This window comes from Mycobacterium sp. 663a-19, from assembly GCF_035616495.1.
Lineage (GTDB): Bacteria > Actinomycetota > Actinomycetes > Mycobacteriales > Mycobacteriaceae > Mycobacterium.
This window is the reverse complement of record NZ_JAPJAV010000005.1, coordinates 313,852-327,723: the sequence shown is the minus strand read 5'-3', so window position 1 is coordinate 327,723 and position 13,872 is coordinate 313,852. Positions and strand designations below refer to the sequence as shown.

Genomic DNA, 13,872 nt, shown 5'->3' with positions numbered 1-13,872 from the left:
CGCTAGACTCCTGCGGGTCAGGAAGCCCAATGGGGGAGGGATCCCAAACGTCGAGTGACAAGCCCGATGCGCAGGGCCGTCCGCTGATCGGTTTCGTCACCCGCGACAACGCACCCCCGGTCGCCCCGGCGCCGATCGACCGGGCGTGGATGTCGGAGATGTCGGCGCTGCGCATCGGCTGGCCCAGTCGGTGCCTGCCGATGCTCATCGCCAACCAGAGCGGCTGGGAGCTGCGCAATCCGTGCGGGTTCACCGCGACCTGGATGGGTCAGGACGGTGTGGACGTGATGGTCGCGCCCGACAGCCGCGATCCCGGTCAGTTCCTGCCCTCCAGCCACTTCGGTAACGGCATCCTGACCTGGCATCTGCCGATGCTGTTTCGCACCCCGCCGGGCTACAACCTGTTGGTGCGCGGGCCGGCGAACTATCCGAAGGACGCGGTGAGCCCATTGGAGGGCGTCGTCGAAACCGACTGGACCAGTGCGAGTTTCAGCATGAGCTGGAAATTCACCCGCAAGCTGATGCCGGTGCGGTTCGAGGTCGACGAGCCGATCGCCATGATCGTCCCGCAGCGCCGGGGCGAGCTGGAGGAGTTCGTCCCCGAGCTGCGGCCCATCGAGTCCGACGAGGAGCTGCGGCGCAAGCACGACCTCTGGCTTCGCTCGCGCGACGACGCCGGGCGCATGCACGCGGCGGCCGACGTCGCCGCGGGGGAGCGGCTGGAGTGGCAGGGCGACTACACGAAGGGCCGGCACCGTGACGGCGAGGCGGGCGCCCCGGATCACCAGACCCGTCGTCACCTTCGTGTCTTCGTTCCGCGCCCGTAAGGTTATGGGGTAAGGCCTCTTGCGGGTGCGGTGACCCGGCAGACCTCGACCTCTTCGGGCAGGCCCTTGAGGCGTTGTGGCCCAAGGCTTTCGAACGTCAGGCCCGATCCGGCGGAAAGGTCGCGCACTGTGCGGCTGGCCAACACCTCACCCGCGTCCGCCAGTGCGCCGATGCGGGCGCCGGTGTGCACGGCCATACCGCTCCACTCATCGCCGCGCCGCTCGCACTCACCGACGTGGACGCCCGCCCGGATTCGGATCCCGCGCGCGGCGAGGGCCGGGACCAGGTCCAGCGCGCACCGAACCGCCTTCGTCGGCCCGTCGAAGAGCGCGAACACGCCGTCCCCCGTGTGCTTCGCCCGGTGGCCGCCATATTTCTCCAACATCCTGTCCACGACGTTGTCGTGGGCGTCGAGCTGGTGACGCCACCCGGCGTCACCGTGGACACTGAGCAGCTCGGTGGAGCTCACGATGTCGGTGAACATCACGGTTTTGAGGATCCGCTCGTCGGCGCCTTCGCTCGGCTTCTCGCAGACGAATTCCACGATCAGCGTTGCCAATTCGGCGACGATGTCAAAGGGGCCGTGTGGTCCCGGCGGCAGCGGGTGAAATTGCGCCTCCGGAATGCCCGCGGCGAGGGCGGCGGCCGCCTCGATGGGCACCAGCCGATCGCCGGGGCGCGCGAGGACCAGCGTCGGCGCTCGCACCGAGGCCAGCACGCCGCGGACGTCGATCTCCATGAACGCTTTCCACCACAGCTTGGCCATCGCCGGACTCACCATGGCGCGTTGGAGCCTGCCGAACATCTCTCGGACGCCAGGCGTTTCGGCCGTCGCGCCATAAAACAGATCGGCCAGCGCGCCTTCTCCCCAATGACCGTCGATGTCGTCGAGCTGCGATTCGATTTCGGCGGGAGTGAACCCCCACGGGAAATCCGGCAGCTCTTGCGAATACCGGGCCGCGCTGCCATACACGATGAGCGAGCGAACCCGTTCCGGGTGGGCGGCGGCGAACATCACGCACACCGATCCGCCCTCGCTGCTGCCGAAGAGCGCTGCGCGGTCGATTTCTTCGGCGTCCAGAATCGCCCGCACATCGTCGAGCCGCTGGTCCGCCGACAGCGACTGCGTCGACGGATCCGACAAGCCCGTCCCGCGTCTGTCCCACACGATGAACCGTGTCGACCGGGCGAAGCACTCGATGAATTCCGCGTAGAGGTTCCCCGGTTCGTCGATCGTGTCGACGTTGCTCAGCATCCATCCGGGTACCCACACGACGAATGGGCCGGAAGCACCGAACACGCGGTAGGCCAGGCGCACGTCCCCATTGCGTGCGTAACGCAGCCGTCCGTCGGTCACGCCAACATCGTGACATCACCGAGGTCAGCAGGTCCTAAGATTCTCGCTGCCGAGGTCGACCCGCACCGGGTCTAGATTGTTTGGCATGCCGCTAACCGGAGAGTACGAACCGTCGCCATGGGATTGGTCCCGCGAACAAGCCGAGAAGTACGCCGAGTCCGGCGGCAAAGAAGCCGCCGACATGCAGGGCAAGCCGATCATCCTGCTGACCACCGTCGGCGCCAAGACCGGCAAACTCCGCAAGACCCCGTTGATGCGGGTCGAGCACGACGGCGAATACGCGATCGTCGCCTCGCTCGGCGGCGCCCCGAAGCACCCCGTCTGGTACCACAACGTCAAGAAGAACCCGCGCGTCGAGCTGCAGGACGGCGCCGTCACCCGCGAATACGACGCCCGCGAGGTGTTCGGCGAGGAGAAGGCGACCTGGTGGCGGCGCGCCGTCGAGGCCTGGCCCGACTACGCCGAGTACCAGAAGAAGACCGATCGCCAGATACCCGTGTTCGTGCTGACCCCGGTGAGCTGAGCCGCTTGCGCAGGTCGAGCGCGCGACATGGCACGATTGACCGGTGTCCGCCGAACTGAGTCAGAGCCCGAGCGCCGCGCCGCTGTCCGCGGCTGACGTCGACGCCGCGGCCCAGCGGATCGCATCGGTGGTCGCGCCCACCCCGCTGCAGCTGAGTGACCGGCTGTCGGCGATCACCGGCGCGCAGGTGTACCTCAAGCGCGAGGACCTGCAGACGGTGCGCTCCTACAAGCTGCGCGGCGCCTACAACCTGCTGGTGCAGCTGTCCGCAGAGGAGACCGCGGCCGGTGTGGTGTGTTCGTCGGCGGGCAACCACGCGCAGGGCTTCGCCTACGCGTGCCGGATGCTGGGCGTGCACGGCCGCGTCTACGTGCCGGCGAAGACGCCCAAGCAGAAGCTCGACCGGATCCGCTATCACGGCCGGGAGTTCATCGAGCTGATCGTGGGCGGCCGCACCTACGATCTCGCCGCCGAGGCGGCGCTGGCCGACGTGGCGAGCACCGGCGCCACGCTGGTCCCGCCGTATGACGACCTGCGCACGATCGCCGGCCAGGGCACGATCGCCGTCGAGCTGCTTTCTCAACTCGACACGCTCGGCATCGGGGAGCCCGACCTGGTCGTGGTGCCGGTGGGCGGTGGGGGCTGCATCGCCGGAATCACCACCTACCTGGCCGAGCGGACGGCCAACACCGCGGTGCTGGGCATCGAACCGGCCGGGGCGGCCGCGATGATGGCCGCGCTGGTCGCCGGCGAGCCGGTGACGCTGGACCATGTCGACCAGTTCGTCGACGGCGCCGCGGTGAAACGGGCCGGAACCCTGACCCATGCCGCGCTGGCCGCCGCCGGCGACATGGTGTCGATCACGACGATCGACGAGGGCGCGGTGTGCACCGCGATGCTCGACCTGTATCAGAACGAGGGCATCATCGCCGAGCCGGCCGGAGCGTTGTCGGTCGCCGGCCTGCTGGAGGCCGACATCGAGCCGGGATCCACGGTGGTCTGCCTGATCTCGGGCGGCAACAACGACGTCTCGCGCTACGGCGAGGTGCTGGAGCGCTCGCTGGTGCACCTCGGCCTCAAGCACTACTTCCTGGTGGACTTCCCGCAGGAGCCCGGCGCGCTGCGCCGCTTCCTCGACGAGGTGCTCGGGCCCAACGACGACATCACGCTGTTCGAGTACGTCAAGCGCAACAACCGGGAAACCGGCGAGGCGCTGGTCGGCATCCAGCTGGGGTCGTCGGCCGATCTCGACGGCCTGCTGGCCCGGATGCGGGCGACGGAGATCCACGTCGAAACCCTCACGCCCGGTTCGCCGGCCTACCGGTACCTGCTGTTGTAGGGCTTTTCGCGATTCATATGGGCCCGCCGAACAGTCCCGGGACACCGGGTTTCGGTGCGACGAGCGTCGGCAGCCTGGCGTTCCTCGTGCTGCTGGCGATGGCGGCGGTTTGGATCGCTCGGCAGGAGCACCCGGCGCGCCGCCTCTGGGCGCGGGTGCGCGACGTTGCCGTGGTCGAGCGTGTGGTCGGGTGGGTGCGCGAGCAGCTCGGCGCGCGGGGATGGGCGCTGACCCGCCGGTGGCCGGCCTACGAGGTCGCCGGTGTCGCGCTGCTCGTCGGGTCCGCCGTCATCGTGGCCCTCGCGGCGGGTTTCACCGCGATCCTCGAGGACGTGCTCGAGGGTGACGGCATCGCCGGGATCGACCCGCCGGCCACCCGGTGGCTCGCCACCCACCGCGACCTGTGGTTGACCACGACGCTGCGGCTGGTCACCGAGGCGGGCGGCCCCGTCGCGCTGGTCGCGCTCGCCGTGGCGACGAGCGCCGCGGTCGCCGGGTGGCGCCGCACGTGGCTGCCGGTGGTTCTCGCGCTGGCCGGTGGCTGCGGGGCCGCGCTGGCGATCTTCACCGCCAAGGCGCTGGTGGTCCGCGACCGTCCACACCTGTCGTTCGCGGTGATCGCCGAGGGCGGATATTCCTTTCCCTCCGGCCACGCGACCGGCACCGCCGCGATCGCGTTGCTGTGCGCCTGGATGCTGACCCGCTGGCTGATCACCTCGTGGACCGGGCGAGTGATCGTGTGGACGATCGCGATTGGCCTGGCGACCGTCGTCGGGTTCTCGCGCGTGTATCTGGGGGTGCACTTCGTCAGCGATGTGCTGGCCGGCTGGCTGCTCGGCATGACCTGGGCCGGTGTCGTCATGCTGGTGGGCTCGTGGTGGGACAACGCCCGACGCTGGCGCGAGTCAGGTACGACGGCACCGGCGTAGCCGGATCGAGATCGTCTGCCGGGACCGGGGTTCCGGCCGTCACGCGCAGCGGCACAACCCCGGCCCAGTGCGGCAGCGCGAGATCCTCCGGCTCGTCGACCGGCCCGCCGTCGCGCACCTTGGCCGACACCTCGACGAGGTCCAGCGCGAGCACCCCCGTCGCGGCCAGCTCGCGGGCGTTCGGGGCCCGGCAGTCGGCGGCGCGCCCCGCCGCGATGTGATCCAGCAGCGCGTTGAGCGCCCGCAGCTTCTCCGCCGGATCGTCGACCACCCGCGCGTCGCCCAGCACGACCACCGAGCGGTATATCAGCGAATGGTGTAGCGCCGAGCGGGCCAGCACCAGCCCGTCGACCAGGGTGGCGGTGACGCAGACGGGCAGGCCCGACGGCCTTGCCTTGGCGGCCAGCATCGGGCCGGCGCCGGTCGAGCCGTGCAGGTAGAGGGTTTCGTCGACGCGGGCGTGCGTCGTCGGCAACACCACCGGCCGGCCCGCGCTGAGGTAGCCCAGGTGACAGATCAGAGACCCGTCGAGGATGCGGTGGACGATCTCGCGGTCGTAGTTGGCGCGTTCCCGATAGCGGGTGGGCGTGGTGCGCGGGGTGGGGTGGTACGCGGTTTCCAACGGATTGCCTTCGCATTTGTATTAGTACATAATGCTATCTGTGCCAGTGCAATACAGCATAGCCGGGTCGGGCGCGGAATCCATAGCCGCCGACGTGGAGCAGGCGATCTCGCAGGGTCGGCTGGCGCCCGGCGACGCGCTGCCGCCCATCCGGGAGCTGGCCGCCCGGCTCGGTGTCAACGCCAACACCGCCGCCGCGGCCTACCGCCTGCTGCGCGACCGCGGGGCCGTCGAGACCGGCGGCCGGCGCGGCACGCGGGTGCGTCACCGCCCCGCGACCACGCCGCGCTCCCTGCTCGGGCTCGACGTTCCCGCTGGCGTTCGCGATCTGTCGACCGGAAACCCGGACCCCGCGCTGTTGCCGATCGCGACGGTCGCGCCGGCCGCCGCCGTCCGTCCCGTGCTGTACGGGGAGCCGGCGATGTCGCCCGAGCTGGTCGAGCACACCCGCGCGGCATTGACCGCCGACGGCGTTCCGGCCGATCACCTCGCGGTGACCAGCGGTGCGCTGGACGGCATCGAGCGGGTGTTGACCGCGCACCTGCGACCGGGCGACCGCGTGGCCGTCGAGGATCCCGGCTGGGCCAACATGCTGGATCTCCTTGCGGCGCTGGGGCTTTCGGCCGAGCCGGTGCGGGTCGACGACGACGGGCCGCTGGTTTCCGACGTCGCCGCGGCGCTGGGTCGCGGGGTGCGTGCGCTGGTCGTCACCAACCGCGCGCAGAACCCGACCGGCGCGGCGCTGTCGGGGGATCGCGCGGTGGCGTTGCGCGGCGTGCTGGCCGAGCGGTCCGACGAGCTGCTGCTGGTCGAGGACGACCACTGCGCGGGCATCTCCGGCGCGCCGCTGCACACCCTGGCCGGATCGACCACCCGCTGGGCGTTCGTGCGGTCGGCGTCCAAGGCGTACGGGCCCGACCTGCGGGTGGCCGTCCTGGCCGGCGACCGCCGCACCGTCGAACGGGTGCACGGCCGGCTGCGGCTCGGGCCGGGCTGGGTGAGCCACATACTCCAGGGGCTCGCGGTCGGCCTGTGGTCGGACGACGCGGCGACGCGGCTGATCCGCAGGGCCGAACGGCAATACGGCGGGACGCGCACGCGGTTGCGCGACGCGCTGGCCGGCCGCGGGGTCGACGCCTTCGGCCGCTCCGGGCTCAACGTGTGGGTGCCGGTTCCGGACGAGACCGTCGCGATCACCCGGCTGCTCAACGCGGGCTGGGCCGCGGCGCCGGGGACGCGGTTTCGCATTCGCACCGGCCCGGGCATCCGCATCACCATCGCGGACCTGGCCGCCGACGAGATCGACCCGCTCGCCGACGCGGTCGCCGGGGCGGTGCGCGGCACCGGCCGTTCCAGCGTGTAGCAAGGTCCGGCGAGCAGACGCAAAATCACCCAATTTCGCTGCGAAACGGGCGATTTTGCGTCTGCTCACGCGGGTCTTGTCAGCAGTCAGGTCGCGGTGCCAGGACTTCGACCGGATCGAGCGACTCGTCGTTCGCGCGAAAAATCCGCTCAAGGGGTACCGCGAATCGGTCGGCTATATCGGTCAACACCTTGGCCCAAAGCCGGTCGTTCGGCGAGATCGGCCCGCGTCCGGGTCCGGTCAGCAGCAACGTGACCGTGGTACCGGACGCCATGTCGTCCAGCCGTGTGCGCAGAGATGACATGAGAATCTTCATGATTCGGGCGCGTGGTCGCGAACCGATGGGCACCTGACCCAGTGTCTTCACCAGGCAGCGATCCGGGCCGAGAAAGCCGACCCACAGTAGTCGCTGACCAAATCCGAGCGGCCCCATCAGAGCACGCCAGCGTTCTTGGAGATCGAAACACGAGCGCACCGGATCGGTGGCGGTCTCAGGCGGCGGGATTGGCGACAACTGGTGATGAGTCATGCGCGGATCATCCGCCTGCGCCCGCACCGACGCTATTCACCTCTCCACAAGCCCGCGAGCAGACGCAAAAGCACCCGACACGCCGGGTGTTCAGGTGCTTTTGCGTCTGCTCGCGCGACCTACTCAGCCACCTGCGCGCAGAATGGCGAACGAATGCCCTTGCAGCGCGGTGTGATTGGCCGAGACGGTCGGCGCACCCCACGCCAGCACCACTTCGCCGGCAACGGGTACCGTCACCGGCTCGGCGCCGAGGTTGCATGCGATGCGTAACCGGCCGCGGCGCAGGACGATCCAGGCCTGTTCCTCGTCGTAATCCACGGCGAGGTGGTCCAGCCACGGATCGGCTAGGTCGGGCTCGCCGCGGCGCAACGCGATCAGATCGCGGTAGAGCCGCAGCAGCCGGGCGTGGTCGCCGGCGCCGGCCTCGTCCCAGTTCAGCTTGGAGCGCAGGAAGGTCTGCGGGTCCTGCGGGTCGGGAATCTCCCCCTTCCTTGAGGCGTCCCACCCGTGCTCGGCGAACTCGGCCTTGCGGCCCTCGGCGGTGGCCCGGGCCAGCTCCGGCTCGGGATGGGAGCTGAAAAACTGGAAGGGTGTCGACGCGCCCCACTCCTCGCCCATGAAAAGCATTGCGGTGCAGGGCGACCCGAGCGCCAGAGCCGCCTTGACGGCCAGCTGGCCGGCGGTCAGATTTTGCGACGGGCGGTCGCCGAGGGCGCGGTTGCCCACCTGGTCGTGGGTGCAGGTGTAGGCGAGCAGCCTGGTCGCCGGGATTCTCGAGGTGTCCAGCGGCCGCCCATGACGGCGCCGGCGAAACGACGAATACGTGCCGGCGTGAAAGTAGCCGTGCCGCAGGGTCTGCGCCAGCGTGGCCAGCGAGCCGAAGTCGGCGTAGTAGCCCTGCCGCTCGCCGGACACCGCCGCGTGGATGGCGTGATGGATGTCGTCGTCCCATTGCGCGGTGATCCCGTAGCCGCCCCGATCGCGCGGGGTGATCAGCCGCGGGTCGTTGAGATCGCTCTCGGCCACCAGCGACAGCGGGCGCCCCAACTGCTGTGACAGCCAGTCGGTTTCGGTCGCGAGTTCCTCGAGGATGTGGATGGCCGTGGTGTCCACCAGCGCGTGCACGGCGTCCAGGCGCAGCCCGTCGGCGTGGAAGTCGCGCATCCAGCGCAGCGCGCATCCGATGATGTAGCGCCGCACCTCGTCGGAGTCGGCGTCGGCGATGTTGATGCCCTCGCCCCACGGGTTGCTCGCCGACGAGAGATACGGGCCGAACCGCGGCAGGTAGTTGCCCGACGGACCGAAGTGGTTGAACACCGCGTCGGTCAGCACCCCCAACCCGCGGGCGTGGCAGGCGTCGACGAACCGGACCAGCCCGTCGGGACCGCCGTAGGGTTCGTGCACGCTGTACCACAGCACGCCGTCATAGCCCCAGCCGTGTGTGCCCGCGAAGGAGTTGACGGGCATCAGCTCGACGAAGTCGACCCCGAGATCGGCCAGGTAGTCCAGTCTTTCGATGGCCGAGTCGAAGGTGCCGCCGGCGGTGAACGTGCCGACGTGCAGCTCGTAGATCACCGCGCCCTCGACCGAGCGGCCCCGCCAGTCCCCGTCGGTCCACGCCGCCGCCGCGGGGTCCCACAGCTGCGAGCGGGCGTGCACGCCGTCGGGCTGGCGGGGCGAGCGCGGGTCGGGCAGGACGGTCGGATCGTCGTCGAGCAGGAATCCGTATCTGGCATCCGGGGCCGCGTCGACGGAAGCGTGCCACCAGCCGTCGGCCGAGCGTGTCATCGCGTGCGCCTCACCGTCGACGTCGAGCCGCACCAGCGCGGGTTTGGGCGCCCACACCCGGAATTCACTCATGCCGGCGCTCCAGCAGGACGACGGGCAGGTCGGAGAACAGTTGGGCGGCCGACGTGGCCCCGCTGGCCACCGCGCCGTTGAGCGCGTCGGTCCAGGTGCCCTCGGGCAGCGGCAGCACCGTGTTGCCCCAGCCCGTTTCGGCCAGCCGCACCGTCCACCGGGTCACCGCCACCAGGACGTCGTCACCGCGGCGAAACGCCACCACGTGATCGGCGGCCTCGCCGTCGGCGAGAACGGGAACGTAGCCGCCGCGCAGGAACGTGTCCGGGCGGGACCGCCGCACCCGAAGCGCCGTGGCGACGACGCGAATCTTGGGATGCCGCAACTCCTTCAGCGCGGCACGGCGGGCGGCGTAGTCGACGGGGCGGCGGTTGTCCGGGTCCACCAGGCTGTCGTCCCACAGCTCGGTGCCCTGGTAGACGTCGGGTATGCCGGGCACCGTCAGGGCGAGCAGCTTCTGGGCCAGGGCGTCGCTCGCGGCGTGCGGATTGAGTTGAGCCACAAGCTCGGTCAGCGCGGGCGCCACCGGCCCGTCGAGCACGGTATCCAGCCAGCGGTGCACCGCCTCCTCGAAGGCGGCGTCGGGCTCGCTCCACGAGGTGTGCAGGGCCGCCTCCCGGATCGCCTTCTCGGCGTAACCGTGCAGCCGGTCGCGCAGCTCGCCGGTTACCGCACCGTTGACAGGCCACACCCCGAAGATGTTCTGCCACAGGAACCATCCCGTCGCGGGATCCGGTGACGGGGCCTCGATTTCCCAGCGGGCGAGGAACTCGGTCCACAGCGACGGCACCTGCGACAGGACCCCGATGCGGGCGCGCACGTCCTCGCCGCGCTTGGTGTCGTGGGTGGTCAGCGTCGTCATCGCGTGCGGCCACATCCGGGCGCGGGTGGCGGTGCGCTGGTGAAACTCGGCGGCGCCCACCCCGAATCGCCCCGGTTCGCCGCCCACCTCGTTCAGCGACACCAGCCGGGTGTCGCGGTAGAACAGGCAGTCCTCGCTGGCCTTGGCGGTCACCGCGCCGCACAGCTGCTGCAGGCGCACGGCCGGCTCCCCGCCAAAGGCCAGCGCGGCGGCGACGACCTGTAGCGCCGGCCCCAATTGCGGGGATGCCGCTTCGGTTTCGGCCAGCGCGGTGGGCAGGATCGCGGCCAGGCCGGGGTAGTCGCAGCGGTACACCCCGACGCGGGCGACCAGGGCGGCGATCGCATCGGGCAGCAGCGGATCATCGCTGCCGGAAGCGGCCGCAATGCAGCGCCGCAGCCTGCACAGCTCGCTGCCCAGGGTGTCGGTGGCCGCGTGGATCTTGAGTTCGCGCAACAGTTCCGGCATCGCGCCGTAATCCGTGCCGGCGGATTCGGTCAGCGCGGTCAGCGCCGGCGCCCCCGCCGGGTCGACGAAGACCCCGCCCACTTCCCGCAACGCGTCGTAGCCGGTGGTGCCGGCCACCGGAAGCGTGGGCTCCAGCGCCTCGTCCACCGCGAGAATCTTCTCGATCACGATCCAGGCGTCCGGGCCGACCAGGCCGCGCAGCCATGCCAAATAGCCGCAGGGATCGGACAATCCGTCGGGATGGTCGATGCGCACGCCGTCGACGAGGCCCTCGGCGAACCAGCGGGCGACCTCGGCGTGGCCGGCGTCGAACACCGCGCGATCCTCCTGCCGCAGGCCGGCCAGCGACGTGATCGAAAAGAACCGGCGATAGCCGCACACCCCGTTGCGCCAGCCCACCAACCGGTAATGCTGGCGGTCGTGCACCTCGGGGCCGCTGCCTTCCCCGGTGCCCGGCGCGATCGGCAGCGCCAGGCCGCCCAGGCGCAGCAGGTCCCCGTCGACGGTCAGGTCTGCGGCGTCGTCGTCGGAACCCAACAGCGGCAAGATGATTCGTCCGTCGCCAAGATCCCAGTCGATGTCGAAGAACGCCGCGTAGGGCGAGGACCGGCCGCGCCGCAACACGTCCCACCACCACGGGTTCTGCTCGGGTTGGTCGATGCCGACGTGGTTGGGCACGACGTCGACGACCAGGCCCATGCCGCGGGCGCGGGCCGCCGCCGACAGCCGCGCCAGGCCGTCGGGGCCGCCCAGCTCGCCCGACACCGTCGTCGGGTCGGTGACGTCGTAGCCGTGGCTGGACCCGCGCACCGCCGTCAGGATGGGCGACAGGTACAGGTGCGACACCCCGAGATCGTCGAGGTAGTCCAGCAGCTTCTCGGCGTCGGCGAACGTGAACCCGAATCCGCTCGACTCACCGCGCAGCTGCAACCGGTAGGTTGCCCGGACCGGAAAAACCATACGTCAGGCGGTCTTACGCAGGATCAGCAACGAGCGGGCGGGGACTTCGAACTTCTCCTCGGCCGCCACCACCAGATCGGCGTCGCCGACGGGATTGTTGGTGTCGAGCTCCACGGTCCACTGCTGCGCGTAGTCGTCGTGCGGCGCGACGAACTCCACGAAGTCGTCGTGGGCATTGAAGCACAACAGAAACGAGTCGTCGACCACCCGCTCGCCGCGGGCGTCCGGGGCGGTGATGGCGTCGCCGTTGAGAAACACCGCGACGCAGCGATGGTGGAAGCTCTTGTCCCAATCCTCGTGCGTCATCTCCCGGCCGCCCGGTGTCAGCCAGGCGATGTCGCGAACCTCGTCGCCGGTCCGGATCGGCTCGCCCTCGAAGAACCGGCGCCGGCGGAACACCGGATGGTTCTTGCGCAGCGTGGTGACCTTGCGCGCGAACGCCAGCAGGTCGGCGTTCTTGTCGACCAAAGACCAATCCATCCAAGACAATTCGGAGTCCTGGCAATAGACGTTGTTGTTGCCGTTCTGGGAGCGCCCGATCTCGTCGCCGTGCGCGATCATCGGTGTGCCCTGGCTGACCATCAGGGTGGCCCAGAAGTTGCGCATCTGGCGGCGACGCAGCTCGAGGATGTCGGGGTCGTCGGTGGGGCCCTCCACGCCGCAGTTCCACGACCGGTTGTGGCTTTCGCCGTCGCGATTGTCCTCGCCGTTGGCCTCGTTGTGCTTCTCGTTGTAGGACACCAGGTCGCCCAGTGTGAACCCGTCGTGGGCGGTGACGAAATTGATGCTCGCGCTGGGGCGCCGGCCGGTGGCCTCGTAGAGGTCCGAGGAACCGGTCAGCCGGGAGGCGAACTCGCCGAGGGTCGCGGGCTCACCCCGCCAGTAGTCGCGCACAGTATCCCGGTACTTCCCGTTCCACTCGGTCCACAAACCCGGGAAGTTGCCGACCTGATAGCCGCCCTCGCCGACGTCCCACGGCTCGGCGATCAGCTTGACCTGGCTGACGATCGGATCCTGTTGCACCAGATCGAAGAACGCGCTCAACCGGTCGACGTCGTGCAGCTCGCGGGCCAGCGTGGCGGCCAGGTCGAACCGGAACCCGTCCACGTGCATCTCGGTCACCCAGTAGCGCAGCGAGTCCATGATCAGCTGCAGCACGTGCGGATGGCGGGCGTTGAGGCTGTTGCCGGTGCCGGTGAAGTCCTTGTACAACCGCAGGTCCTCGTCGACCAGCCGGTAGTAGGCGGCGTTGTCGATGCCGCGGAAGTTGATCGTCGGGCCCAGGTGATTGCCCTCGGCGGTGTGGTTGTAGACCACGTCGAGGATGACCTCGATTCCGGCCTCGTGCAGGCTGCGCACCATGGTCTTGAACTCGGCGACGCTGGCGTTGCGGTTGGACGCGTACTGGTTGTGCGGGGCGAAGAACCCGAAGGTGTTGTAGCCCCAGTAATTTCGCAGGCCCAGATCCAGCAGCCGCGCGTCGTGCATGAACTGGTGAACCGGCATCAGCTCGAGCGCGGTGACGTTCAGCGACTTGAGGTGCTCGATTACGACGGGGTGGGCCAGCCCGGCATACGTCCCGCGCAGCCCCTCGGGGACGCCGGGGTGGGTCTGCGTCATGCCCTTCACGTGGGCCTCGTAGATCACCGTCTCGTGGTACGGGGTCAGCGGCGCCCGGTCGGATCCCCAGTCGAAGAACGGGTTGCTCACCACGCTGGTCATGGTGTGGCCCAGCGAGTCGACCATCGGGGGAGTTCCGGTGTCGAGCCCGTCGGCGTTGGGGCCGTCCGGGTCGACGGCGTTCAGGTCGTAGGAGTACAGCGCCTGGCCGAATTCGAAGTCGCCGTGGAAGGCCTTGCCGTACGGGTCGAGCAGCAGCTTGCTCGGGTCGCACCGGTGGCCGGCGGCCGGATCGAACGGCCCGTGCACGCGAAAGCCGTAGCGCTGGCCCGGGGTGATGTTCGGCAGGTACGCATGCCAGACGTATCCGTCGACCTCGTCGAGGGCTATCCGCGACTCGACGCCCCCGTCGTCGATCAGACACAACTCGACCTTGTCGGCGATCTCGGAGAACAGCGAAAAGTTAGTCCCCGCGCCGTCATAGGAGGCCCCGAGCGGATAGGCGGTGCCCGGCCACACGGTGGGCAGGGTGGGTCCGGATTCGTCGGTGTCGGTTGCCGCGACGCCCGAAGTCGCGGGTGGATTGTTCGGCGGCATCATTCGACCTTATCC

The 13,872-nt window shown here is 69.7% G+C and carries 11 protein-coding genes; 5 read left to right on the top strand and 6 right to left on the bottom strand.

Going from position 1 to position 13,872, the window contains the following annotated elements; genetic code table 11:
- The first annotated feature begins 29 nt into the window (after nt 1-29).
- The gene (locus OQ968_RS11865; RefSeq protein ID WP_324677903.1) at nt 30-827 is read left to right on the top strand and encodes a DUF6065 family protein; all 798 of its coding nucleotides are present in this window, start codon (nt 30-32) and stop codon (nt 825-827) included.
- A gap of 2 nt (nt 828-829) precedes the next feature.
- Here the strand turns inward: OQ968_RS11865 and OQ968_RS11860 are convergent, their stop codons facing one another.
- Complete coding sequence (locus tag OQ968_RS11860; protein ID WP_324677901.1) at nt 830-2,185, bottom strand: adenylate/guanylate cyclase domain-containing protein; 1,356 nt, start codon at nt 2,183-2,185, stop codon at nt 830-832.
- Between the two features lie 85 nt (nt 2,186-2,270).
- Here OQ968_RS11860 and OQ968_RS11855 point away from each other — a divergent pair, with 85 nt between their 5' ends.
- Genes OQ968_RS11855 through OQ968_RS11845 form a run of 3 tightly spaced genes read left to right on the top strand, consistent with a single transcriptional unit; the run spans nt 2,271 to nt 4,976 of the window.
- Complete coding sequence (locus OQ968_RS11855) at nt 2,271-2,708, top strand: nitroreductase family deazaflavin-dependent oxidoreductase (protein ID WP_324677899.1); 438 nt, start codon at nt 2,271-2,273, stop codon at nt 2,706-2,708.
- A gap of 43 nt (nt 2,709-2,751) precedes the next feature.
- Nucleotides 2,752-4,047: a threonine ammonia-lyase gene (ilvA, locus tag OQ968_RS11850; protein ID WP_324677897.1), complete on the top strand. Its 1,296-nt coding sequence runs from the start codon at nt 2,752-2,754 to the stop codon at nt 4,045-4,047.
- Between the two features lie 17 nt (nt 4,048-4,064).
- Nucleotides 4,065-4,976: a phosphatase PAP2 family protein gene (locus OQ968_RS11845; protein WP_324677896.1), complete on the top strand. Its 912-nt coding sequence runs from the start codon at nt 4,065-4,067 to the stop codon at nt 4,974-4,976.
- On the opposite strand, the gene OQ968_RS11840 is transcribed toward OQ968_RS11845, so the two are convergent.
- Nucleotides 4,906-5,598: a pyridoxamine 5'-phosphate oxidase family protein gene (locus tag OQ968_RS11840; RefSeq protein ID WP_324677894.1), complete on the bottom strand. Its 693-nt coding sequence runs from the start codon at nt 5,596-5,598 to the stop codon at nt 4,906-4,908. The genes OQ968_RS11845 and OQ968_RS11840 overlap by 71 nt on opposite strands.
- Before the next feature lie 40 nt (nt 5,599-5,638).
- Here OQ968_RS11840 and OQ968_RS11835 point away from each other — a divergent pair, with 40 nt between their 5' ends.
- A complete protein-coding gene (locus OQ968_RS11835; RefSeq protein WP_324677892.1) occupies nt 5,639-6,961 on the top strand; it encodes an aminotransferase class I/II-fold pyridoxal phosphate-dependent enzyme in 1,323 nt (440 codons plus the stop codon).
- 79 nt (nt 6,962-7,040) lie between these two features.
- Here the strand turns inward: OQ968_RS11835 and OQ968_RS11830 are convergent, their stop codons facing one another.
- The 4 genes from OQ968_RS11830 to glgX form a co-directional block, all read right to left on the bottom strand.
- On the bottom strand, nt 7,041-7,517 hold the full coding sequence (locus OQ968_RS11830; protein ID WP_324677890.1) for a hypothetical protein: 477 nt from the start codon (nt 7,515-7,517) through the stop codon (nt 7,041-7,043).
- A 96-nt stretch (nt 7,518-7,613) separates the two neighbouring features.
- Nucleotides 7,614-9,350, bottom strand: a complete 1,737-nt coding sequence (gene treZ / locus OQ968_RS11825; RefSeq protein WP_324677888.1) for a malto-oligosyltrehalose trehalohydrolase — start codon at nt 9,348-9,350, stop codon at nt 7,614-7,616.
- A complete protein-coding gene (treY, locus tag OQ968_RS11820; protein ID WP_324677886.1) occupies nt 9,343-11,640 on the bottom strand; it encodes a malto-oligosyltrehalose synthase in 2,298 nt (765 codons plus the stop codon). Before treY ends, treZ begins: the two co-directional genes overlap by 8 nt.
- 3 nt (nt 11,641-11,643) lie before the next feature.
- The gene (gene glgX / locus OQ968_RS11815) at nt 11,644-13,857 is read right to left on the bottom strand and encodes a glycogen debranching protein GlgX (protein ID WP_324677884.1); all 2,214 of its coding nucleotides are present in this window, start codon (nt 13,855-13,857) and stop codon (nt 11,644-11,646) included.
- Nucleotides 13,858-13,872 lie beyond the last annotated feature (15 nt).

What these genes read in the sequence shown, in the direction of transcription:
- OQ968_RS11865 (WP_324677903.1), top strand. Translation starts at nt 30, where the DNA reads ATGGGGGAGGGATCCCAAACGTCGAGTGACAAGCCCGATGCGCAGGGC.
- OQ968_RS11855 (WP_324677899.1), top strand. Translation starts at nt 2,271, where the DNA reads ATGCCGCTAACCGGAGAGTACGAACCGTCGCCATGGGATTGGTCCCGC.
- OQ968_RS11845 (WP_324677896.1), top strand. Translation starts at nt 4,065, where the DNA reads ATGGGCCCGCCGAACAGTCCCGGGACACCGGGTTTCGGTGCGACGAGC.
- treZ (WP_324677888.1), bottom strand. Translation starts at nt 9,350, where the DNA reads ATGAGTGAATTCCGGGTGTGGGCGCCCAAACCCGCGCTGGTGCGGCTC.
- treY (WP_324677886.1), bottom strand. Translation starts at nt 11,640, where the DNA reads ATGGTTTTTCCGGTCCGGGCAACCTACCGGTTGCAGCTGCGCGGTGAG.
- glgX (WP_324677884.1), bottom strand. Translation starts at nt 13,857, where the DNA reads ATGCCGCCGAACAATCCACCCGCGACTTCGGGCGTCGCGGCAACCGAC.